This is a genomic window from Streptomyces sp. NPDC015171 (assembly GCF_043079545.1).
Classification (GTDB): domain Bacteria; phylum Actinomycetota; class Actinomycetes; order Streptomycetales; family Streptomycetaceae; genus Streptomyces.
Map to the genome: position 1 here is coordinate 310893 of NZ_JBIBUO010000011.1, position 22438 is coordinate 333330.

At 73.8% G+C, this 22438-nt stretch carries 18 protein-coding genes; 9 read left to right on the forward strand and 9 right to left on the reverse strand.

The features are described from left to right. Positions 1-15 precede the first annotated feature (15 nt). Positions 16-1518, forward strand: a complete 1503-nt coding sequence (mmsA, locus tag ACF073_RS28640) for a CoA-acylating methylmalonate-semialdehyde dehydrogenase (protein WP_392074271.1) — start codon at positions 16-18, stop codon at positions 1516-1518. Positions 1519-1618: 100 nt separating this feature from the next. On the opposite strand, the gene ACF073_RS28645 is transcribed toward mmsA, so the two are convergent. Further along, positions 1619-2464 carry a hypothetical protein gene (locus ACF073_RS28645; RefSeq protein ID WP_392074272.1) on the reverse strand — a complete coding sequence of 282 codons (846 nt, stop codon included), beginning with the start codon at positions 2462-2464 and terminating at the stop codon, positions 1619-1621. A gap of 431 nt (positions 2465-2895) precedes the next feature. Here ACF073_RS28645 and ACF073_RS28650 point away from each other — a divergent pair, with 431 nt between their 5' ends. From ACF073_RS28650 to ACF073_RS28665, 4 genes are all read left to right on the forward strand, one after another. Next, a complete protein-coding gene (locus ACF073_RS28650; protein WP_392074273.1) occupies positions 2896-4365 on the forward strand; it encodes an APC family permease in 1470 nt (489 codons plus the stop codon). 187 nt (positions 4366-4552) lie between these two features. Next, positions 4553-7207: a CocE/NonD family hydrolase gene (locus tag ACF073_RS28655; protein ID WP_392074274.1), complete on the forward strand. Its 2655-nt coding sequence runs from the start codon at positions 4553-4555 to the stop codon at positions 7205-7207. Next, positions 7204-8058, forward strand: coding sequence for an ABC transporter permease (locus tag ACF073_RS28660; RefSeq protein ID WP_392074275.1), 855 nt, complete (start codon positions 7204-7206; stop codon positions 8056-8058). The genes ACF073_RS28655 and ACF073_RS28660 overlap by 4 nt, the downstream gene beginning before the upstream one ends. Positions 8059-8526: 468 nt before the next feature. Beyond that, the gene (locus ACF073_RS28665) at positions 8527-10452 is read left to right on the forward strand and encodes an AMP-dependent synthetase/ligase (RefSeq protein ID WP_392074276.1); all 1926 of its coding nucleotides are present in this window, start codon (positions 8527-8529) and stop codon (positions 10450-10452) included. A gap of 59 nt (positions 10453-10511) precedes the next feature. On the opposite strand, the gene ACF073_RS28670 is transcribed toward ACF073_RS28665, so the two are convergent. After that, positions 10512-10922: a rodlin gene (locus ACF073_RS28670; RefSeq protein WP_392074277.1), complete on the reverse strand. Its 411-nt coding sequence runs from the start codon at positions 10920-10922 to the stop codon at positions 10512-10514. A gap of 225 nt (positions 10923-11147) precedes the next feature. Continuing rightward, on the reverse strand, positions 11148-11552 hold the full coding sequence (locus tag ACF073_RS28675) for a rodlin (protein WP_392074278.1): 405 nt from the start codon (positions 11550-11552) through the stop codon (positions 11148-11150). 202 nt (positions 11553-11754) lie between these two features. Here ACF073_RS28675 and ACF073_RS28680 point away from each other — a divergent pair, with 202 nt between their 5' ends. From ACF073_RS28680 to ACF073_RS28695, 4 genes are all read left to right on the forward strand, one after another. Beyond that, a complete protein-coding gene (locus tag ACF073_RS28680; protein WP_392074279.1) occupies positions 11755-12171 on the forward strand; it encodes a rodlin in 417 nt (138 codons plus the stop codon). Positions 12172-12453: 282 nt separating this feature from the next. Further along, positions 12454-12681, forward strand: a complete 228-nt coding sequence (locus tag ACF073_RS28685) for a chaplin (protein ID WP_392074309.1) — start codon at positions 12454-12456, stop codon at positions 12679-12681. Between the two features lie 122 nt (positions 12682-12803). Next, a complete protein-coding gene (locus tag ACF073_RS28690) occupies positions 12804-13757 on the forward strand; it encodes a chaplin family protein (protein WP_392074280.1) in 954 nt (317 codons plus the stop codon). A gap of 475 nt (positions 13758-14232) precedes the next feature. Next, positions 14233-15612, forward strand: a complete 1380-nt coding sequence (locus ACF073_RS28695; RefSeq protein ID WP_392074281.1) for a glycoside hydrolase family 26 protein — start codon at positions 14233-14235, stop codon at positions 15610-15612. Here the strand turns inward: ACF073_RS28695 and ACF073_RS28700 are convergent. From ACF073_RS28700 to ACF073_RS28725, 6 genes are read right to left on the reverse strand one after another with little or no spacing between them, the layout of a single operon-like run. Then, a complete protein-coding gene (locus ACF073_RS28700; RefSeq protein WP_392074282.1) occupies positions 15609-16745 on the reverse strand; it encodes a GNAT family N-acetyltransferase in 1137 nt (378 codons plus the stop codon). The two genes, ACF073_RS28695 and ACF073_RS28700, sit on opposite strands and share 4 nt — an antisense overlap. Then, positions 16742-17398: a lipopolysaccharide biosynthesis protein gene (locus tag ACF073_RS28705; protein WP_392074283.1), complete on the reverse strand. Its 657-nt coding sequence runs from the start codon at positions 17396-17398 to the stop codon at positions 16742-16744. Before ACF073_RS28705 ends, ACF073_RS28700 begins: the two co-directional genes overlap by 4 nt. Next, entirely contained in the window at positions 17395-18552 is a 1158-nt protein-coding gene (locus tag ACF073_RS28710; RefSeq protein WP_392074284.1) for a glycosyltransferase, read from the reverse strand. The genes ACF073_RS28705 and ACF073_RS28710 overlap by 4 nt, the downstream gene beginning before the upstream one ends. Beyond that, the gene (locus tag ACF073_RS28715; RefSeq protein ID WP_392074285.1) at positions 18549-19310 is read right to left on the reverse strand and encodes a polysaccharide deacetylase family protein; all 762 of its coding nucleotides are present in this window, start codon (positions 19308-19310) and stop codon (positions 18549-18551) included. The genes ACF073_RS28710 and ACF073_RS28715 overlap by 4 nt, the downstream gene beginning before the upstream one ends. After that, complete coding sequence (murJ, locus tag ACF073_RS28720; RefSeq protein WP_392074286.1) at positions 19294-21045, reverse strand: murein biosynthesis integral membrane protein MurJ; 1752 nt, start codon at positions 21043-21045, stop codon at positions 19294-19296. Before murJ ends, ACF073_RS28715 begins: the two co-directional genes overlap by 17 nt. Before the next feature lie 31 nt (positions 21046-21076). Then, on the reverse strand, positions 21077-22438 hold the full coding sequence (locus ACF073_RS28725) for an O-antigen ligase family protein (protein ID WP_392074287.1): 1362 nt from the start codon (positions 22436-22438) through the stop codon (positions 21077-21079).

Below are 22438 nucleotides of genomic sequence, written 5' to 3' on the forward strand. Positions count from 1 at the left end.
AAGGAGTTTCTGGGCATGACGAAGATCGTCAACCACTGGATCGGCGGCAAGTCCGTCGAAGGCGCGTCGGGTACGTACGGGCCGGTCACGGACCCGGCGACCGGCGCGGTCACCACCAAGGTCGCGTTCGCGTCGGCCGAGGAGGTGGACACGGCCGTCGCCGCGGCCAAGGACGCCTTCCTGACCTGGGGCCAGTCCTCGCTGGCCCAGCGCACCTCGATCCTCTTCAAGTTCCGGGCGCTGCTGGACGCCAACCGCGACGCCATCGCCGAGCTGATCACGGCCGAGCACGGCAAGGTCCACTCCGACGCGCTCGGCGAGGTCGCGCGCGGCCTCGAGATCGTCGACCTGGCCTGCGGCATCAACGTGCAGCTGAAGGGCGAGCTGTCCATGCAGGTCGCCAGCCGCGTCGACGTCTCGTCCATCCGCCAGCCGCTCGGTGTCGTCGCGGGCATCACGCCGTTCAACTTCCCGGCGATGGTCCCGATGTGGATGTTCCCGATCGCCATCGCGACCGGCAACACCTTCGTGCTGAAGCCGTCCGAGAAGGACCCGTCGGCGTCGATCAAGATCGCCGAGCTGCTGGCCGAGGCCGGTCTGCCCGACGGCGTCTTCAACGTGGTGCACGGCGACAAGGTGGCCGTGGACCGCCTGCTGGAGCACCCGGACGTCAAGGCCGTCTCCTTCGTCGGCTCGACCCCGATCGCCCGCTACATCCACACCACCGCCTCCGCCAACGGCAAGCGCGTGCAGGCCCTCGGCGGCGCCAAGAACCACATGCTGGTCCTGCCGGACGCCGACCTGGACGCGGCGGCCGACGCGGCCGTGAGCGCCGCCTACGGCTCCGCGGGCGAGCGCTGCATGGCCATCTCGGCCGTCGTCGCCGTGGGTGCCGTCGGGGACACGCTGGTGGAGAAGATCCGCGAGCGCGCCGAGAAGATCAAGATCGGTCCGGGCAACGACCCGGCGTCGGAGATGGGCCCGCTCATCACCAAGGTGCACCGCGACAAGGTGGCCTCCTACGTCGAGGGCGCTGCGGCCGAGGGCTCCGAGGTCGTGCTCGACGGCACCGGCTACACCGTCGAGGGCTTCGAGGACGGCCACTGGATCGGCATCTCGCTGCTGGACAAGGTGCCGACCAGCGCGAAGGCGTACCAGGACGAGATCTTCGGCCCGGTGCTGTGCGTGCTGCGCGTCGACACCTACGAGGAGGGCGTGGCCCTCATCAACGCCTCGCCGTTCGGCAACGGCACGGCGATCTTCACCCGGGACGGCGGCGCGGCCCGCCGCTTCCAGCTGGAGATCGAGGCCGGCATGGTCGGCGTGAACGTCCCGATCCCGGTGCCGGTGGGCTACCACTCCTTCGGCGGCTGGAAGGACTCGCTCTTCGGCGACCACCACATCTACGGCAACGACGGCACCCACTTCTACACCCGCGGCAAGGTCGTCACCACGCGCTGGCCCGACCCGTCCGAGGCCCCGGCCGGCGTGGACCTGGGCTTCCCGCGCAACCACTGAGCAGCCGCCGGCCGCCACGGATCCGGGAGCCCTCAGCGCCCGCCGGTCCTGACAGCGCGGTGCCCCGCCCTCCGCACGGGAGAGCGGGGCACCGGTGCGTTCAGCCCTGCCGGCCCAGCTGCCCCCGCTTGCGCTGGGCCTCGATCACGGCGGTGAGGTCGGCGGTGCGCGCGGCGGGCGGCGCCTTGACGTCGACCGTCCTGCCGAACTTCTCGAAGTCCATGGTCACCGTCAGGGTGCCCATCTTCTGCCGCAGCCGCACCGGCAGGTCGTCGGAGCCGACCCACACGTCCGTGGCGATCGAGGTCGCGCCGGTCGCCGCGCTCATCGGGCTGCCCTCGCCGTAGGCGTCCTTGAGCCTGCCCATGTGGTCCTGGTCGACCACGGCCCGGTAGTGCGTGGTGTGCCGCCCGTCCACGGTCTGCGCACCGAGGTTCCGGACGTCGCGGGCGTACTTCAGGCCCTTCATGGAGGCCGAAGGGCTGCCGTCGGCACCGGCCAGGGCCTGGGAGCCCTTCTTCCCGAACACCGCGGAACCGTCGACCTTGATCCAGTCCCGGCCCTTGTACGGGCCGGAGCGGAAGGTGTCGACGTCGTAGTAGTAGACGCCGTCGACGAACAGGACGTGCGTCTCGGGGGAGTGGTTCACGGCCTGCATGTGCGCGGCCTCGGTGTCCATCCGGACGTCGAAGGCGTACCCGTCGCCCCAGGAGTACGTGCCTGCCATGGCGACCGGGCCGCTGGTGCCGGTGTCGGTCGTCATGCGCACCTCGGCCGAGCGGAGGGCCTCCGTACGGTCGGTCGCCCGGGCCAGCGCCGCCATCGCCCCGTCGGCCTTGTCGACCACCTTGACGGCCGTCTCGGCGCCGTGCGTGCCGCAGCCGGAGGCCGCCATCAGCGCCGCCGCCGTGCATGCCACCCAGGTCGCGGTGTGCCGCGTCTCCATGTCCCCACCCCACTGTGTCCGCACTGATGTGCGCGGCGCACTCTATCCGGCAGTCCTGACATGAACGCGACCTTATTCACCGTCCGCATAGCGGACCCCTGACATTTTTTTGACGCGCGTGCTGCGGTTCCCGTTCAGGGCGGACGAAACGGGTGACGAAGGGGTTGCCAGAAGATGACCTTTAAAAGCAAGGTCACACTCCGTCTGGGCTTGATGGATGCATCTAAAGGGCGCCAACGCCTGGGAAAGCGATGCGACGCACGGCTTGCCACGAGTGCGGATTCCGAAGGTAAACGGCCATTGACGCAGCGGTTTTCGTCGGGGTTCTATGCAGCGCCGGGAGCGGACGAGATGAACGTACGACGATCCGCCGGAGGCGATAGCGCTCCCGACCCCCACCCGCAGTCGCACGAGTCGATCGGAACCGCCGTATGACCGACACGCTCCAGAAGTCCGTGGCCGACCCCGCGACAGCCCCCGCCCCGGGCCTGAAGAGGTCCATCGGCGTCGTCGGCGGCACCCTGCTGACACTGTCCTGCGTCACGCCCGCCTCCACGCTCTTCGTGGTCGTCCCCGATCTGTTCGGCTCCCTCGGCACCGCCACCGCCCTGACGATCGCCATCGGCTCCCTCCTCTGTATCGCCGTGGCGTTCTGCTACTCCGAGCTGGGCACCCTCATCCCCAGCGCGGGCGGCGAGTACGCCATGGTCTCCACGATGGCCGGGCGGCTCGCGGGCTGGCTCGTCTTCGTGCTCTCCCTGCTGGTCGTCATGATCGTGCCGCCGGTGATCGCGATGGGCACGGCGGACTACCTCGCCCCGATCGTGCACCTCGACCCCTCGATGACCGGCGCCGGCGTGATGCTGCTTGCCACCCTCGCCGGCCTGCTCGACCTGCGCGCCAACGCCTGGATCACCGGCATCTTCCTGGTGCTGGAGGTCATCGCGGCCGGCGTCGTCGCCCTGCTGGGCTTCACGCACAGCCACCGCGGCGCGGGCAGCCTCGTCTCCATGCAGGTGGCCGGCGGGAACAGCCACACGGACACCGTCACCGCCATGCTGGTGGTCTCCGGGCTCGCCATCGCCCTCTTCGTCACCCAGGGCTTCTCGACCGCCGTCTACCTCTCCGAGGAACTGGAGAACCCGCGCCGCAACGTCGCCCGCACGGTGCTGGCCACCCTCGCCATCTCCACCGTGGTCATCCTGGTCCCGGTCGTCGCCATCACCATGGGCGCCTCCGACCTCGGGGAGCTGACCGGCGGCGACATCAGCTCCATGGTCACGGCCTGGTCCAACTCGGCGGTCGGCACCTTCGTCAGCCTCTGCGTGGCCCTCGCCATCATCAACGCGGGCATCGTGATGGTCATCCAGAACTCCCGCGTCCTGTTCGCCTCCGCCCGCGACAAGGCCTGGCCCGGCCCGGTCAACAGCCTCTTCTCCAAGCTCGGCCGCTTCGGCTCCCCCTGGGTCGCCACCCTCGCGGTCGGCGTCCCCGGCGCGGTGCTCTGCTTCGTCAACCTGGACACCCTCTACGGAGTCACCGGCGTCTCCGTCACCGGCATGTACCTGCTGGTCGCGGTCGCCGCGCTGCTGGCCCGCCGCGGCTCCCACCGGCACACACCGGCCTGGCGGATGCCGCTGTGGCCCGCGATGCCGGTCCTGCTGATCGCGGTCCTCGCCTACATCCTGAGCCAGCAGGAGACGACCTACCTGCTGTGGACCGGCGGCATCACCGCCGTCGCCACCCTCTACTGGGCCCTGTACCTGCGCCCGCGCCGCGAGACCCGCTGGCTGGTGTCGATCCCGGAGGACGAGCAGATCGCACAGGCCCCGGCGGGCGCCACGGCGCACGGCATCCCGGCCCAGGGCGTCCCGTCCCACGACGTCATCCCGCCTCGGTAGCCGCCGAAGCCCGGACCCCTCGCCGGGGCCGCCGCCCCCGCCGCCCCCGCCGCCGGGGGTGACGGGGGCGGCGGCGCCGTGTACCGCGTTCGGCGTACGCCGCCCCGCCCCCGTACGCCCCAGGGAGGGCCCGGAGTTCCGACCGGCGGCAGCGGCGGTTGTCGGTGGCGGCCCGTACCGTTGACGCATGGATCTTCGAGTGCCCGCGCTGCGAGGGCTGCTGAAGGGACCGCGCCGGCTCGTCGCCGCCGCGGCCGCCGTCGCGGTGCTCGCGGGCGCCGGGACGTGGACGGCGGCCGTCGCCTCCGACGACCCGCGGGCCGTGCACCGCAGCGACCGGATCATGGCGGTCGACGGAGTGCGTCTGGACACCTCGTACTTCACCCCGGCCGGCGCGGGCCGCCACCCCGCCGTCCTGCTCGCCCACGGCTTCGGCGGCAGCAAGGACGACATGCGGCGGCAGGCCGAGGACCTCGCCCGCGACGGGTACGCGGTCCTGACCTGGTCCGCGCGCGGCTTCGGCCGCTCCACCGGCAAGATCGGCCTCAACGCCCCGGACGGCGAGGTCGCCGACGTCTCCCGGCTCATCGACTGGCTGGCCGAGCAGCCGCAGGTGCGGCTCGACAAGCCCGGCGACCCGCGCGTCGGCCTGGCCGGCGGCTCCTACGGCGGCGCGATCTCCCTGCTCGCCGCCGGACACGACCGGCGGGTCGACGCCATCGCCCCGGCCATCACCTACTGGAACCTCGCGGACGCCCTGTTCCCGAACGGCGTGTTCAAGAAGCTGTGGGCCGGCGTCTTCTTCAACAGCGGCGGCGGCTGCGCGGCGTTCGAACCCGCGCTCTGCCGGATGTACGACCGGGTCGCCGAGTCCGGCACCCCGGACCCGGCCGCCCGCGAGCTGCTGGAGGGGCGCTCGCCGTCCGCCGTCGGCGACCGCATCAAGGTGCCCACCCTGCTGGTGCAGGGGCAGACGGACTCGCTGTTCACCCTCGACCAGGCCGACGCGGCCGCGCGGGCGATCCGCGCGGGCGGCGCTCCCGTCGACGTCGACTGGATCGCCGGCGGACACGACGGCGGCAATCTGGAGACGAGCCGGATCGAGACCCGCGTGCGCGCCTGGTTCGACCGGTATCTGAAGGGCGACAAGGCGGCCGACACCGGCCCGGCCTTCCGGGTCACCCGCACCGGAGGCATCGACTCCACCGACGGCACCGTCCAGTTGCGCGGCGCGAGCGCCGCCGCCTACCCGGGCCTGCACGACCACCGGCGCGGCATCGCCCTCACCGGCGGCACCCAGCGCGTCGCCAACCCGGCGGGCGCCAGCCCGCCCGGCGTCTCCGCGCTGCCCGGCCTCGGCGGCTCCGGCGGCCTCTCCCAGCTGTCCGCCCTCGGCGTCGGCGTCTCCCTGGACTTCCCCGGCCAGTACGCGCACTTCGACTCGGCCCCGCTCACCCGCGACCTGCGCATCACCGGCGCCCCGACCGCCACGATCCGTATCGCCTCCACCTCCCCCGACGCCGTCCTGTTCGGCAAGGTCTACGACGTCGGCCCCGGCGGCGGCACCCGGCAGGTCCTGCCCGCCCAACTGGTCGCGCCCTTCCGGGTGACCGGCGCCGGGGCGGGCAAGGACGTCACCGTCACCCTCCCGGCGATCGACCACGAGGTGCAGAAGGGCCACCGGCTCCGCCTGGTCCTCGCCTCCACCGACCTCGGCTACGCCTCACCGGCCGCCCCGGCCACCTACACCGTCTCCCTGAAGGGCGGCCTGAGCGTGCCGACGGCCCCCGCGGTCACCGCCGCCGCCGCGGCCCTGCCCGCCTGGGTCTGGTGGCTGCCCGCCGCCGGCGTGGCCGCCGCCCTCGCCCTGCTGCTCACCGCCCGCCGCCGCACCGCCGCCCCGGGACCCGATCCGGAGCTGGCCGAGGTCCCGCTGGTGATCAAGGACCTGAGTAAGCGGTACGCGAAGTCCACCGACCGGTACGCGGTGCGTGACCTGTCCTTCCGCGTGGAGAAGGGCCAGGTCCTCGGCCTGCTCGGGCCGAACGGCGCGGGCAAGACCACCACCCTGCGCATGCTGATGGGCCTGATCCGGCCGGACGACGGCGAGATCCGCGTCTTCGGCCATGTCATCAGGCCCGGTGCGTCGGTGCTCTCCCGGGTCGGCGCGTTCGTGGAGGGCGCGGGCTTCCTGCCCCACCTGTCCGGCCGGGAGAACCTGGAGCTGTACTGGCGGGCCACCGGCCGCCCGCCCGCGGACGCCCACCTGGACGAGGCCCTGGAGATCGCCGGGCTCGGCGACGCCCTCGCCCGCGCGGTGCGCACCTACTCACAGGGCATGCGTCAGCGCCTCGCCATAGCCCAGGCCATGCTGGGCCTGCCCGACCTGCTCATCCTGGACGAGCCGACCAACGGCCTCGACCCGCCCCAGATCCGCGAGATGCGCGAGGTGATGATCCGCTACGCGGCGGGCGGCCGCACGGTGATCGTCTCCAGCCACCTCCTCGCCGAGGTCGAGCAGTCCTGCACCCACCTGGTGGTGATGGACCGCGGCCGGCTGATGCGGGCCGGGCCGGTCCGGGAGATCGTCGGCGCCGGCGACACCCTGCTGGTCGGCACCGCGGCGCCCGTGGAGGAGCCGGTGGTGGAGAAGGTGGGCGCACTGCCGGGCGTCACCTCCGCCGTGCGCACCGACGACGGACTCCTGATCCGGCTCGACGCCGGCGGCACCGCCGAGCGGCTGGTCGTGGAGCTGGTGCGGCTGGAGGTGCCGGTCGCCTCGGTCGGCCCGCACCGCCGCCTGGAAGACGCCTTCCTCACCCTGATCGGAGGTTCCGCATGAGCACGCTCACCGAGGTCGCCTCCGGCTACCAGGCGGGGCGCACCCTGCCGCTGCGGGTGGAGCTGGCCCGCCAGCTCAAGCGGCGCCGCACGCTGGTCATGGGCGCGATCCTGGCCGTGCTGCCGTTCGTGCTGCTGCTCGCCTTCGCGATCGGCGGCGACCCGGCGGGCCGCAACGGCCAGGTCACCCTGATGGACACGGCCACCGCCTCCGGCGCCAACTTCGCCGCCGTGAACCTCTTCGTCTCGGCGGGCTTCCTGCTGGTGATCCCGGTCGCCCTGTTCTGCGGGGACACGATCGCCTCGGAGGCGAGCTGGTCCTCGCTGCGCTATCTGCTCGCCGCGCCCGTGCCCCGGGCCCGGCTGCTGTGGTCCAAGCTCGTCGTGGCGCTCGGCCTGAGCCTGGCCGCGATGGTGCTGCTGCCGCTCGTGGCGCTCGCCGCCGGCACGGCCGCCTACGGCTGGGGGCCGCTGCAGATCCCCACCGGCGGCGTCCTGGACACCGGTACGGCGGCACAGCGGCTCCTGGTCGCCGTGGCGTACATCTTCGTGTCCCAACTGGTCACCGCCGGACTGGCGTTCTGGCTCTCCACCAAGACGGACGCCCCGCTCGGCGCGGTCGGCGGCGCGGTCGGCCTGACCATCGTCGGCAATGTCCTGGACGCCGTCACCGCTCTCGGCCACTGGCGCGACTTCCTGCCCGCGCACTGGCAGTTCGCCTGGGCCGACGCCGTCCAGCCGCACGCCGAGTGGTCCGGCATGATCCAGGGCACCGCGCTCTCCATGACGTACGCCCTGGTGCTGTTCGCGCTGGCCTTCCGGGGTTTCGCACGCAAGGACATCGTCTCCTAGGCCACCGGGACATCACCTGCCGGTCACGGCGGTCCGCCGTCGTGGCCGGTTCGAGATCCATCCGCAACACTCCGGGGCGCGCGTTCCGGGCCCCCGCCCCGTCACGGTCGGCGGCAGACGCACACGTCTGACGTCAACGGACCTACGGGCAGGACGAGACGGAACGGCGGCAGCGACACCCGGAACCGGTCTGCGCGGCGGGACGGCCCGGCCGGGCACCAACTCTCGCGGCCGGGCGGCCCGGCCGGGCACGGCCCCGCGCGGCACCGCGGACCCGTCGAGGACGGCTCGGCGGCGCGCGGCGTACGGGCCCTCGCCGACACCATCCGCGGGGCGAGCCGTACCGAGCCCGTGGAGTGAACCGTCCGGCCGAGTCTGCGCGCACCCCATTGACCTTTTCTTACTAGCGAGTAAGTTGGCGGTTCCGCACGGAGATTCAGCAGACCACGCACCCCACCGGGAGCCGTGATGGGCGCACACAGGGATCTGAAACGGGCACGGCGGCGCACCGATCTGATGGCCCGCGCCGCCGTGGAGATCGTCCGGGACCCCGCGGGCGCGGTCCGCGAGGTGCGGGCCGCGCCCCTGGCGCCCCCGCTCGCCTCGGGCTCTCTCGCTGACCTGCCGTTCGCCCATGCGGCCGGGACACCGGACGCGATCCTGCTGCGCCGCCGTGGCGAGGGTGCCTGGCGGCCGGTCACGGCGGCGGTCTTCGCCGCCGAAGTGGCGGCCGTGGCCAAGGGGTTGATCGCCGCCGGACTCGAACCGGGCGGCCGGGTCGCGCTGATGTCCCGCACCCGCTACGAGTGGACCGTCCTGGACTTCGCCGTCTGGGCGGCCGGCGGCCAGTCCGTGCCGGTCTACCCGACCTCCTCCGCCGAGCAGGTGGAGTGGATCGTCCGCGACTCCGGCGCCCGGTTCGCCGTCGTCGAGAACGAGGAGAACGCGGCCACCGTCACCACCGGCACGGCCGGCCACCCGCACCCCCCGCGGCTGTGGCGGCTGGACGCCGGCGCGCTCGCCGACCTCACCGCCCTCGGCCGGGACGTCGGCGACGACGAACTCGCCAAGCGGCGCGACGCGTTGACCCCCGGCACCATCGCCACCCTCTGCTACACCTCCGGCACCACCGGCCGCCCCAAGGGCTGCGTCCTCACCCACGCCAACCTGCACGCCGAGGCCGCCAACACCGTCGAGCTGCTGCACCCGGTGTTCCAGGCCGTCACCGGCGGGACCGCCTCCACCCTGCTCTTCATGCCGCTCGCCCACATCCTCGGCCGCAGCCTCCAACTCGCCTGCCTGATGGCCCGGATCGAGACGGGCCACTTCCCGAGCGTCAAGCCGGACGAACTGCGGCCCGCGCTGCGGGAGTTCCGGCCGACCTTCCTGGTCGGGGTGCCGTACCTCTTCGAGAAGATCCACGACACCGGCCGGGCCACCGCAGAGAGGATCGGACGGGCCGCCTCCTTCGACCGCGCCGAACGGATCGCCGTCCGCTTCGCCGCCGCCCGCCTGCGAAGGCTCCTCGGCACGGGCCCCGGCCCCGGGCCCGGCCTGTCCGCCGCCCGTGCCCTGTACGACCTGCTGGTCTTCCGCCGCATCCGCAAAGAGCTGGGCGGCCGGCTGCGGTACGCCGTCAGCGGCGGCTCCCCGCTGGACCGCGACCTCAACCTGTTCTTCCACGCGGCCGGCATCGTCGTCTACGAGGGCTACGGCCTGACCGAGACCAGCGCCGCCGCCACCCTCGTGCCCCCGCTCAGCCCCCGCCCCGGCACGGTCGGCCGGCCGGTGCCCGGCGTGTCCGTGCGCATCGCCGACGACGGCGAGGTGCTGATCAAGGGCGGGGTGGTCTTCGGGTCGTACTGGAACAACCCGGCCGCCACCGACGAGGTGCTCCACGACGGCTGGCTCGCCACCGGGGACCTCGGGGCGCTGGACGACGACGGCTACCTCACCATCACCGGCCGCAAGAAGGACATCCTCGTCACCTCCGGCGGCAAGAACGTGGCACCCGCCGTCCTGGAGGACCGGCTGCGCAGCCGGGCGCCCGTCGGCCAGTGCCTGGTCGTCGGCGACAACCGGCCCTTCGTCGCCGCCCTGATCACCCTGGACCCCGAGGCGGTCGCCCACTGGCTGTCCGTACGGAGGCTGCCGCCGGACACCCCGCTGTCCGAGCTGGTCGGCGACGAGCGGATGCGCGCCGAGGTGCAGAAGGCGGTCGACCACGCCAACGAGGCCGTCTCGCGCGCCGAGTCGATCCGGGCCTTCACGCTGATCGAAGGGGAGTTCACCGAGGTGAACGGGATGCTGACCCCGTCCCTCAAGGTCAAACGGCACGCGGTGACGGCCGCGTACGCCGCCGAGATCGACGCGCTCTACCGCAAGCGGGCCTAGACAGCACGGCGGCGGGTCACCGGGAGGACCGGTGACCCGCCGCCGCGGGAGGAAGCGGATCAGTTGTTGCCGGTGCCGTTGCCGGACAGCGCGGAGATGTCGTCCAGGATGTGCGACAGCGGCTCGTCGCCCTTGGCCTGGGTCGAGTTCTCGGTGCACTGCTGGTTCTGCGGCGCGGACAGGATCGGAACGTCCTGCGCGACACCGACGGCGACGATCCCGACCAGGCCCTGGCCGTTCGCCTTCACCGGCAGGCCGACGCACGGCTTGTTCAGCGAGCCCTGGACGAGCGAGAGCTGCGGGCTCTGGTCGCCGAGCGTGGCGGAGTTGCCGAACGCCGAGCTGGCGTCGTTCCCGCTGAGCGACGTGGTGCCCGTGTCGTTGCCGATGGCGAGGGCCTGGGGGGCCGCCACCCCGGCAAGGCCGGCGACGGAGGCGGCGACAGCCGCGGTTGCCCACAGCTTCTTCATGTTCGTTCCCTTTCGAAAGGCGGACTCCGGGGAGGAGCTGCGTGATCGACAACGGCCCGCACCCCGCCGGGGTTGCGACAAGTGCCCCGAACGGAGCAGCGCAGTGCGATGAGTCCATGAACGCCCCCGTCCGTCGAGGCGGGCGGGGGCGTGGCCGGGAAACGGCGGACGGGCCGCCGATGCGCTCGGCGGCCCGTCGTGGGCCCGTCGCGGGCCCGGCGGAACTCAGTGGTTGCCGGTGCCGTTGCCGGAGAGGGCGGAGATGTCGTCGAGGATGTGCGACAGCGGCTCGTCGCCCTTGGCCTGGGTCGAGTTCTCGGTGCACTGCTGGTTCTGCGGCGCGGAGAGGACCGGCACGTCCTGCAGGACGCCGACGGCGCCGGCGCCGACGAGGCCCTGGAGGTTGAGCTTGGCCGGCAGGCCGACGCACGGCTTGTTGAGCGAACCCTGGATGAGCGCCAGCTGCGGGCTCATGTTGCCGTACGTGGCGGAGTTGCCGAACGCCTGGGCGGCGTTGTTGCCGCTGAAGGACGTGGTGCCGGTGTCGTTGCCGATGGCCGACGCGGTGGCGGCGGAGGCGCCGACGACGGAGGCGGCGACCGCGGCGGTGGCCAGTACCTGCTTGATCACTTGGTCATTCCCTTCTGGAGAAACCCCGTCCACCGGAGCGTCCTGGTTCAACTGCCGCTCTCACCCCCGGGTTCTTGCGGTTCACTCCGATGGCCCACACGGAGCGGAGATCCGGGTGACGCCCCGCAACCAAACGGCGCCGGCCCGGTTGTTGCGGAGGCAGGAACGTGCGTCTTGGCGAAGAGCCAGGAAAGGAACCCACATGCTGAAGAAGGCAATGGCCGCGGCGGCGGTCGCCGCGTCCGTCGTCGGTGTGTCGGCCGCGGCAGCCCCCCAGGCGCTTGCCATCGGCAACGACACGGGCACCAGGTCGGCGAGCGGCACCGGCGCCCGCGAGGCGTTCGGCAACCAGCTGACCGCGGGCCGGATGAGCCCGCAGGCCACCTTGGTGCAGGGCTCGCTCAACAAGCTCTGCGTCGGTCTGCCGGCGAAGGCGAACGCCCAGTCGGTCGTCGGCATCCTCGCCGCCGTCGGTGTGGCGCAGGACGTCCCGGTCCTGTCCGCGCCGCAGAACCAGCAGTGCGCCGAGAACTCGACCCAGGCCAAGGAGGACGAGCCGCTGTCGCACGTCCTGGACGACATCTCCGTGCTGGCGGGCAACGGTATCGGCAACCGCTGACCGAGCTCGAAGCGAAGTCCGCCCGGGCGATGCGTGGGTTTTTTCCACGCATCTGCTCGGGCTTCGTTTGTGGTCTTTTCGAAGAAGCGTTTCTCCGCTTGTCCGCCAAGGTGTCAATTCTGTGAAGGCGTTCGAGTGAATTAGGTGACGGCACGCGTTCCAGAGTTTCTTCCGCTGTCTATCCCTCGTTCTACAGCCTGCCGGTCATGGTGCGAGCCGTTCCAGTTGTGCTCGCTCGGCTTCGGCCGTCATCAGGGCATGACCGCAGAGAAGGGAAACTTCATGAAGAAGAGCGCTGCTGTCGTCGCCGGCGCCATCCTGGCCCTGGGCGTGGCGGCCCCCGCGTTCGCCGACGCCGGTGCCACCGGTACGGCCACGAACTCCCCCGGTGTCGTGTCCGGCAACGTGATCCAGGTCCCCGTTCACATCCCGGCCAACGTCTGCGGCAACACGGTGAACGTCATCGCTCTGCTGAACCCGGCGTTCGGCAACGTCTGCGCCAACGTCTGACGTTCGCGCGCAGTACGCACCAGCCCACCGGCTGTGTTCCAGGCCGGCTCCGGACCGTCGATCAGTCGATTCTTCGTTCCGGGGCCGGCCTTCCCATATCTTCGAGCAGGAAGACCACGAGATTGCGACAGACTCTCAGCAAGGGCATGGCCGTGGCCGCCGTCGCGACCGGCGTGCTGTCCTTGTACGGCGGCTCCGCGCTCGCCGACTCCCATGCCCGCGGTGCAGCGAAGGATTCCCCCGGCGCGGTGGCCGGGGACAACGTCCAGTCCCCGGCGGACGTCAAGGCCGATGTCTGCGGCGGCTCCGTCGACGCGGCGACCGCGATGAACCCGGGATTCGTCAACTCCTGTGTCGCCGCCGCCCTGGCTTCGAAGGGCCTGGGGGACAGCGGGCCCCGGGAAGCGGCCGGTGCCCTGGGCGACACATCCGGCTCCGGCGTCTCCAGCGGCTCGGACGACTCCGACGGCTACGGGGCCCCCTCCACCCCTGCCTACGGCGACGACGACAGCACGCCGTCGGCCACCCCGACCCCCTACGGGGACGACGACAGCACGCCGTCCGCGCCCCCGACCTCCTACGGCGACGACGACAGCACGCCGTCGGCGACCCCGTCTCCCTACGGCGACGACGAGACCACACCGACCGCGACCCCGGGCGCGTACGGCGACAACGGCAGCACGCCGTCCGCGACCCCGTCTCCTTATGGCGGCGACGAGACCACGCCGCCCACGACCTCGCCCCCGTACGGAGGCGAGGAGACCACGCCTCCTCCGTACGGCGGGGAAGCGAGCACGCCTCCTCCGTACGGCGGTGAGGAGACGACGCCTCCTCCGTACGGCGGTGAGGAGACGACGCCTCCTCCGTACGGCGGCGAAGAGACCCCGCCTCCTCCGTACGGAGGTGAGGAGACCCCGCCGCCGGGTGGCGGGGACCACCACCCCGGGACGCCGCCCTCGCTCCCGCACACCGGTGGTGACAGCCGGGCCATGATCGCGACCTCGGCGGCCAGCGCCGTGCTGATCGCGGCCGGGACGTTCCTGTACCGGCGAGGCCGGTCCGCCTCACGCAGGTAAGCGTGCCGGGTGCCGGGCCCAGCGTCCGGCACCCGCCGCCCATGACGCGTTCCCGCGTCGTAGAGCATCCTTCCGGGTCACGCCGCCCGTGGCACCTCGCCACGCCGTGCGGGCCCGTCGCCGGCGGGCCCCGCCTCAGTGGCCGCCCGCTCTCTCGCCGTCGGCCGGCCGGCCCGCCGCGAGCCGGGCCCACAGCACCAACAGCCCGCAGGCCAGTTGGCGCCGCAGCGCGCACACAGCGGCGGGTGGTTCTCCACCACCGGCCGGCCGCGGTCAGGCCCGTCCCGCACGGCAGCGCGCAGCCCGCCGCCGGCCGCCACCAGCCAGGGCCCGCCCCGCCCGGACGTTCGCCCGTGCGGGGGCCTCGGGGACCCGAATGCGGCAACCGCACTGGCACGGTTCGTATTCATATGACTGAGTGTCAATAGGCGGAATGCGCCGGGTCGTCGTCGAGCGAGTGGAGAAAGGGGCGGACATGGCTGCACAGCAGCGCGGGGCCCGGTCCGGGCGGGTGGTCGTCCTCGCGGCGTCGGTCGTCGTGTCGGTCACCCTGGCGGTCGGTCCCGGTTTCGCCGTGACCCCGGTGACGGCGGGAGCCGCCGGCCCGACGGCCCCGGCCCCGACGGCCCCGGCCCTGCCGGCGGCCCCCGCCGTCCCGCCGGCCCCGGCGACCGGCACCCCCACGGCCTCCGCATCCGCCAAGCCCACCGCCCCCGCCTCCGCCAAGCCCACCGCCCCCGCCTCCGCCACGCCGACCGGACCGCTGCTCGCCACCCCCTCGCAGACCCCGGTGGCCTCCGCCTCCGCGCCCGCCCCCGCCGTCCCGCCCTTCGGGGCGTTCCTCGACTCCGGTTCCCTCGGGGTCGCGCGGATGGCCGAGCTGAGCCACTGGCTCGGTGGGACGGAGCTGAAGGTCGCCCACACCTATCTGCCCGGCGAACGCTGGCAGGACATCGAGGGCTCGCCCGGCTTCCTGGACGTCTGGGCGAACTGGCGGCGCCAGCAGGCGGACCGCACGCTCGTCCTCAATGTGCCGATGCAGGAGCGCAACGAGGAGCACCTCTCGGACAGCCAGGTGCGAGGGCTGCTGCGGCAGGCCGCGGCCGGCGCGTTCGACCGCCACTTCAAGGCCCTGGCCGAGCGGCTGGTGGAGCTGAAGGCACAGGACACGGTGCTCGTGCTCGGCTGGGAGATGAACGGCACCACCTACACCCATCGCTGCGGACCCGACCCGCAGGCATGGAAGACGTACTGGAACCGGGTCGTCGCCGTCATGCGCTCCGTGCCGGGCCAGAAATTCCGGTTCGACTTCACGCCGAGCCGCGGCCGGGACGCGGTGCCCTGGACCGAGTGCTATCCGGGCGACGACACGGTCGACATCATCGGAATGGACTCCTACGACCAGCCGAGCGGAATGTCGTTCGACGAGCAGGTGAAGGAACCCTTCGGCCTCCAGCAGCACGTGGATTTCGCCAAGGCCCACGGCAAGCCCGTCTCCTATCCGGAATGGGGGCTCTTCCGCAACGGCGACAACGCGGAGTACATGCGGCGCATGCTCGCCTGGATCGACGAGCACAAGCCGCTGTACAACACGCTGACCGACTACTGCCCGCACGGTGTGTGGCAGTGCGCGGACAACCCCCGCTCGTCGCGGATCTACCGGACCGCCCTGTACGGCCGCACCGAGCACCAGGCCCCGGCACCCGCGCCGACCCCGACTTCCACACCTACGCCCACGCCGACGCCCGCCAAACCCGCCCCCGACTGCTCGCCGCTGGAGCTGGGCGACTGGGTCGAGCACTGGCTCGGCGGAAAGCTCTGCTTCCGCCTCGACTGGTGGTCGAGGACCCGCTAGTCCCGGTCCTGACCGCGCTCCCGCCACCGGTGCAGCGCCTCCCTGCCCCGCTGCCGGGCGGTCGCGTCGCACAGCGCGGCCGCCAGCAGCGGGGCGGTGCGCCGGCGGGCCATGAGCAGCCGCCGGTTGGCCACCCGTTCGGGCCGCCAGTGGTGCTTGTACGGCTCGTCGCCGCGCAGCAGGCTCAGCGTGCCGTGGCCGCCGCCGGCCAGCTCGGCACAGGCGTCCAGCAGCATCACCGCCACATCCGCCTTCCGCTCCCTGAGGCCGGGATGGGCGCCGTAGAGGTAGCCGCCGGCCAGGCTGCCCGAGAGCAGGGTCAGATCGACGGCCACCACCTCGTCGTCGATCAGGAACTCGGTGACCACGGCGTTCCCCGCGCGCGCCATCGGGCCCACCGCGCGCACCAGATGCTCGCGGAACCGGGGCCGGAGGTGTTCGCCCGTCACCTTCCGCCCCTGCCACTGCAGCCGGTGCAGCTCCAGCAGCCGGCCGAGCGCCGCGTTCATGTCCCCGGGGTCCCCGGGGGACACCGTCCGCCGCCGCACGCCCAGCGCGGTCAGCTTGCGCAGCTTGGCCCGCACCCGCTGGGCCTTGGCCGACGGCAGCCGGGACAGCAGGTCGGCCATCGGCACCGCGGGCAGCTCGAGGCACAGCGAGTCGGCGACCGCGCGGTGCGGTCCCGGCCAGCGGTCGTAGACCCGCTCCACCGCGCCGCCCGGGCGCACCTCGCGGAAGTCGACCAGTGCCGTGCGGGCCGCCTCCGCCAGCGCCCCGGTGAGGGCGCCGGCCGCCGGACCGTCGTCGGTGTCGTCCAGCAGCACGTCGGCGTAGTCGGAGATCGCCCCGCCGAGCGGCACCAGCGCGGGCAGCGGCCGGCGGACCAGCATCAGCGGCGCGGCGGCCACCAGTTCGGAGCCGGCCCGCACCACCAGCAGCCGCAGCCGCCCGGGGGTGCCGTACGACAGCCACCACGAGTGCAGCCAGGCGTGGCTCTGGAACGGGGTCGCGGTGGCGCACCGCCCGTACAGCCGCCCCCAGGCCGGGGCCAGCGCGGCGAAGGCGTGCGCGTCGGTGACGAGTTCGGCGGTCAGGGCGGGGCGGGCCGCGCGCGCCGGGTAGGTGGCGGTCACAGCTGACCGTGCGCGTCGGCGGCGACGGCCGGCCCCGGCACCGAGGCCGGGCGGGCGGTCTCCTCCTCCGGCCGGCGCCGCGGCCGTACCAGCAGCGCGAGGGCGCCGAGCAGCCCGCCCGCGCTCGCCCCGACCAGACCGGTCAGCACGGGGGACGCCGAGGAGGGCTCGGAGGGCTTCGGCGCGCGGGAGAACTGCATCAGTCCGACGTGCGTGTCCGCCTTGGCCGCGTTGGCGTGCTGGGTGAGGGCGCGGGCGACCGCGTTGGCCATGTCGGCGGCCCGCCCGGGGCGCGGGGAGGTGGCGGAGACGGCGACCATGGGGGCGTCCGGCGAGGTGGCGGTGCGCACGCTGTCCCGCAGGGTGGCCACCGGGACCCCGGCCCACACCTGGGCGTCGCCGAGCACCGCGACCTGGGTGGCGACCCGGCCGTACGCCTGCGCGAAGCCGAGCGCGCTCGCGGTGTCGGACCGATCGCTGGGGACGACCACGACATAGCTGGTCGCCGTGTACTGCGGGGGCTTCAGCACGCCGTATCCGCCGCCCAGCAGCCCGCCGGCCAGGACGCCGGCCGCCACCAGCGACCAGGGCGGGAGCGCGCGCAGACGGGAGGGGCGGGAGGGGTGGTGGTGCCGGGTGAGGTTCTCGGTCATGACGGGCTGACTCCCTGGGGGGATCGGGACTTGGGGGACGTGCGGGCGAGCGCCGCCGTGTAGACGTCCATGAGCCGGGCGGCGCTGCGGGTGATGCAGTAGTGGCGGACCGCCTCGGGGGCGGTGCGCGGGCCGGGCCCGGCGGCACGGACCCCGGCGAGGGCGCGGGTGTAGGCGCCGGCGTCGCACGCGACCCGCACCGCGTCCGGGGCCGCCCCGGGCGGCAGGTCCTGGAGGGCCGGGCAGGAGGTGTAGCGCACCGGAAGCCCGGCAGCGAGCGCCTCCACGGCCGCGAGGCCGAACGCCTCCTCGGGGGAGGGGGAGGCGAGCACGTCCATCGCCGAGGCCAGCGCGGGCAGATCGGGCCCGGCCGAGCCGTCCGGCAGATAGGGCCGCTCCCCGGCGAACACCACCCGGCCGGCCACCCCGGCCCGCCGCGCGGCCCGCCGCAGTGCGGGTTCCTCCGGGCCGCCGCCGACCAGCAGCAGCCGGCAGTCGGCGGGCAGTGCGGCGAGCGCGTGGACCAGCACGTCGAAGCGTTTGCCGGGGGCGAGCCGGCCGACGCCGCCGACGACGAAGGCGTTCTCCGGCAGTCCGAGGCGGATACGGGTGCGCCGGCGGACCTCCGGGTCGAAGGCGAACCGGGCGACGTCGATGCCGTTGGGCACCACCGCGATCCGCGGCTCGGGCACCCCCCAGCGGGCGAGCCGGTCGGCGACCGTGGGGGAGACCGCGACGGTGGACCGGCCGAGCCGCTCGCCCAGCAGATACAGCGCGCGGACCCCCGCGGTGAGCGGCCGGCCCTCGGTCTGGGTGTCGCCCAGGGAGTGCTCGGTGGCGACGACCGCGCGTACCCCGGCCAGCCGGGCGGCGATCCGGCCGTACAGGCAGGCCCGGTAGAGATGGGTGTGCACGAGGTCGTACCGGCCGCGCCGGATCAGCCGGGCCAGCCGGGGCAGCGCGGCCAGATCGCGGTTGCCGGCCATGCCGAGGTGGGTCACCCGCACCCCGTCGGCGGCGAGGCCGTCGGCCACCGGGCCCGGGTTGGTCAGCGTCACCACCTCGCACTCGGCCGGCAGGTGCCGCAGCAGCAGCCGCAGCTGCTGCTCGGCGCCGCCGACGCCGAGCCCCGTGATGATGTGCAGGGCCTTCACCGCAGCCCCGCCACGGGACGCCGGCGCAGCCGGTGCAGCCGGTGCTTCAGGAACAGGCGCACGGCGGTGTCGTGCTGTCCGACGTACACGCGCGGCAGGACGTGCGGGCCGCTCAGCCCGCCGGGGTCGATGGCGCAGGCGTAGTCGTAACCGGCCTCCCGTACGGCCGCCACGGCCCGCCGGTCGACCGCGCCGTACGGGTAGCAGAAGCCGGTGACCGGGGTGCCGGTCAGCTCCTCCAGCGCGGCCCTGCTGCCGGCCGTCTCGGCCCTCAGCAGGGCGTCGTCGGCCCGGGTGAGGTCGACATGGGTGAGGCCGTGTGAGCCGATCTCCACGCCCGCCGCCGCGGCCCGGCGGATGCCGTCGGCGGTCAGCAGCGGCTTGCGCGGCCCGAGCGGATCCCACCCGTTGGTGCCGCCGAGCCGGCCGGGCAGCACGAACAGGGTGGCCGTGCACTCCCAACGGGCCAGCACGGTGAGCGCGTTGTCGAGGAAGTCGGCGTACCCGTCGTCGAAGGTGAGACCCACCAGGTCCCGTCCCGAGCCCCGGGCCCTGGCACCGAGCAGCTCGGCCACCGACACCCCGCGCAGTCCCCGCCGGCGCAGCCAGCGCAGCTGCCGCTCCAGCCGGTCGGGGGTGACGGTGACGCGGTACGGGTCGTCGGAGCAGTCACCGACCGAGTGGTACATGGCGATCCACGGGACCGGTCCGGGGGCGAGGGGCCGGGCGGGTGCCGGTGACTCAACGGAGGACGGCATGGGCGAGCCTTCGGGTCAGGGTGCGTACGGAGACAACCGCGGCTGCGAGCCCCTGGATGCCGAGGGCCCAGCCGAGCAGGACGAACACGACGGTCACCGTGGCGCCGCCGACGGCGAGTCCGGCGAGCGGGGACGACGGCAGGCTCGCCGCCAGGGTGCCGGCCACGGCGGCCGGCACCGCCGCGCGCAGCGGGCGGCTCAGCTCGCGCAGCACGGGCCCGGTCCGGATGGGCACGCCGCGCCGCCGCACGCCGGCGAGCAGCAGGACGGCGGTGACGGTGATGCCGGTGGCGTTGGCGGCGGCGATCCCGGTGACCCCCCAGGGACCGACCGTCCACACGCCGATCCAGGAGGTCGCGACGATCCCGGCGGCCATCGCGGCCAGCGGGTACCAGGTGGGCCGGCCCGCCGAGAAGTAGGAGCGGACCAGGACGCCGGTCAGGGTCTGGCCGAGCAGGCCGAGCGCGTAGACCCGCATCACGTCCGCGGTCGCCGCGGTGTCCGCGGCCGTGAACGCGCCCCGCTGGAACAGCAGTCCGATCAGCTGCGGGGCGCAGGCCACGACCGCGGCGGTGCCGAGCAGCACCAGGCAGGCGGCCAGCGCCAGATCCCGCTCCACCCGGCGCCGGGCCCGCTCGGTGTCGCCGTCGGCCAGCGCCCGCGCCACCACCGGGAAGGTGACCGTGCACAGCATCATCGACAGCGTCATCGGGATCTGCGCGACCTTCTGTGCGTAGTTCAGGTGCGAGATGGCCCCGGCGGGCAGCCCGGAGGCGAGGAACCGCTCGATGAGCACCTGCGACTGCCGGCACAGCGCGAACAGCAGCACGGTGGCCAGCACCGGCACGTCAAGGGCCTGCGGCGCGGCGACCACTGCCTCGTCCACCCGGCCGGCACGGCGGCGGCGCACCTCCCGGACCAGCGAGGGCAGCTGGACCGCCACCATCAGACAGCCGCCCGCCGCGACCCCGAAGGCGGCCGAGCGCACGCCCCAGTGGCCGCCGAGCACGTACATCGCCGAGACGATGCCGACGTTGTACACGAGGTAGATCGCGGCCGGCGCCAGGAAGCGGCGGTGCGCCCGCAGGGCCGCGCTGCAGTACCCGGCGAGGCCGAAGCTCAGCACACAGGTCGCGGTGAGCCGGGTGCAGTCCACGGCGAGGCCCGGGTCGGCGAGGCCCGGCGCGAGCACCGCGACGAACCGCGGCGCGGCCAGCGCGAGCAGCGCCCCGACCGCCGTGAACGCCAGCGCCAGCCGGGGCAGGGTGCCGGCGACCAGCGAGCGCACCGGATCCCCCGGGTCGCCCTGCGCCCTGCGGGCCAGGGCCATGCTGAACGCCGGGATCAGCGCGAAGGCCAGCCCGTCCTCGATGAGCAGCGTGGCCGCGAACTCCGGCACGGTCCACGCGACCAGGAAGGCGTCCGTGTCCTGCCCGGCCCCGAACAGCCGGGCCAGCGACTGGTCCCGCACCAGGCCGAGCAGCGCCGCCGCGACCGACAGGGAGGCGGTGACGAGGGTGGCCCGGGCGAGGAACCGCTGGGTGGGCGGGGCGTGTTCGGGCAGCGGACGGGGGGTCTGGGGGGTGCCGGGGGGCCCGTCGCCGGGTCCGGCGCTGCGGGCCACCGGTACGGAGACGGCACCGGCCCCGGCCGGCCGCGCGCCCTCCGCGTCCGCCGCCTCCCGGGGCGCCCCGGCCTCCGGCCCCGGCACCTCACCGGCCGTGCGGCTGGTCATCGGACCGGCCTCGCGCTGAGGGAGGACACCGTCATCGCAGGGCCGCCTCCCCCGTCACCGGGTCCCGGCCGGCCGGTACGGCGATGCCGCCGGCGGGGGTGAGGCGGTCGCCGCCGACCAGGGCCCACCAGGCGACCAGGCCGAAGCACACCGCCGTCAGCACGGTCGACGGGCCGCCGATGTCGGCGTACCCGAAGTCCACCAGCTGCCACACCAGCAGCCCGCAGGCGACCAGCGCGCAGTCCAGGCCCCGCCCGCCGGCCGCCCGGGTGCGCCACAGGCCGCGCACGGCGCACACCAGCAGCGCGAGCCAGCCGCCCGCCAGGCAGAGCAGCCCGATCAGGCCCTGCTCGCCGAGGACCAGCAGGTACATGTTGTGCGGGGAGAGCAGCGGCTGCCTGCGGTAGGCGGCGCCCGCGCCCTCGGTGTCGCTGCCCGAGGACAGCGCGAGCGAGGCGTGTCCGTCGCGGTACTCGGGGAACGCCTTCAGCCCGACGCCGGTCAGCGGGCGGTCGTGCCACATGTCGGTGGCCGCGGCCCACATCGTGTACCGGTCGGTGACCGACTGGTCGGGGGCGTCGGTGACATGGGTGATGCTGTCGATGCGCTCCTGGAGCATCGCCGTGCCCACGCCGAGGCCGCCCACCAGCACCACGCCCGCGGCCACCGCGGCGGCCCCGATCCGCACCGCCCGGCGCGGCCCGGCCAGGGCCAGCTGGACGGTGAGGGTGAGCGCGGTGGCGATCCAGGCGCCCCGGCTGAAGGACAGGGCGAGCGGCACCGCCAGGGCGAGCGCGCAGCAGACGGCGGCGGCGCGCTCCCGCGCCGCGCTCCGGCCGAGCGCCAGACCCGTCGCGCAGACCAGGCCGAAGGCGACCACCGTCGCCATGCCCATCACGTCCGACGGCCCGAAGGTGCCGACCGCCCGGATGTCCTCGCCCTGGTACGAGGCCCCGGTCCCGGTGACGTACTGGTGCACCCCGATCGCCCCCTGGCAGGCCGCGAGGGCCACCAGCGACCAGGACAGCAGCCGGAAGTCGGCCCGGTCGCGGATCAGGAGCACGACGGCGGCCGGTACCAGGACGAACACCTGGAGGTAGCGGCCGAGTCCGGTGATCCCGTCGCCCGGCGACACCGCGTGCAGCGCGGCCAGCGCGACACCGGCCACCGGCAGGCCGAGGACCACGGCGGCGGTCCGGCTGAGCGGGCGGCTGCGCGCGCGCAGCAGCCGTACCGCGCAGAAGAGGACGACCAGCGCGGACAGCGCGTCGGCGGGGCCGGCGCCGCCCTCGCCGCCGGGGGCGACCGGCAGCGCGAGCAGCGCGACGACGGCGGCCACCGGAAGGACCGGGGACAGGCGCACGGGGCGGCGGAGCGGCAGGGCCAGGGCCAT

Coding starts and splice junctions, on each gene's coding strand:
- mmsA (WP_392074271.1), top strand. CDS start 16: ATGACGAAGATCGTCAACCACTGGATCGGCGGCAAGTCCGTCGAAGGC.
- ACF073_RS28645 (WP_392074272.1), bottom strand. CDS start 2,464: ATGGAGACGCGGCACACCGCGACCTGGGTGGCATGCACGGCGGCGGCG.
- ACF073_RS28650 (WP_392074273.1), top strand. CDS start 2,896: ATGACCGACACGCTCCAGAAGTCCGTGGCCGACCCCGCGACAGCCCCC.
- ACF073_RS28655 (WP_392074274.1), top strand. CDS start 4,553: ATGGATCTTCGAGTGCCCGCGCTGCGAGGGCTGCTGAAGGGACCGCGC.
- ACF073_RS28660 (WP_392074275.1), top strand. CDS start 7,204: ATGAGCACGCTCACCGAGGTCGCCTCCGGCTACCAGGCGGGGCGCACC.
- ACF073_RS28665 (WP_392074276.1), top strand. CDS start 8,527: ATGGGCGCACACAGGGATCTGAAACGGGCACGGCGGCGCACCGATCTG.
- ACF073_RS28670 (WP_392074277.1), bottom strand. CDS start 10,922: ATGAAGAAGCTGTGGGCAACCGCGGCTGTCGCCGCCTCCGTCGCCGGC.
- ACF073_RS28680 (WP_392074279.1), top strand. CDS start 11,755: ATGCTGAAGAAGGCAATGGCCGCGGCGGCGGTCGCCGCGTCCGTCGTC.
- ACF073_RS28685 (WP_392074309.1), top strand. CDS start 12,454: ATGAAGAAGAGCGCTGCTGTCGTCGCCGGCGCCATCCTGGCCCTGGGC.
- ACF073_RS28695 (WP_392074281.1), top strand. CDS start 14,233: ATGGCTGCACAGCAGCGCGGGGCCCGGTCCGGGCGGGTGGTCGTCCTC.
- ACF073_RS28705 (WP_392074283.1), bottom strand. CDS start 17,398: ATGACCGAGAACCTCACCCGGCACCACCACCCCTCCCGCCCCTCCCGT.
- ACF073_RS28715 (WP_392074285.1), bottom strand. CDS start 19,310: ATGCCGTCCTCCGTTGAGTCACCGGCACCCGCCCGGCCCCTCGCCCCC.
- murJ (WP_392074286.1), bottom strand. CDS start 21,045: ATGACCAGCCGCACGGCCGGTGAGGTGCCGGGGCCGGAGGCCGGGGCG.
- ACF073_RS28725 (WP_392074287.1), bottom strand. CDS start 22,438: ATGGCCCTGGCCCTGCCGCTCCGCCGCCCCGTGCGCCTGTCCCCGGTC.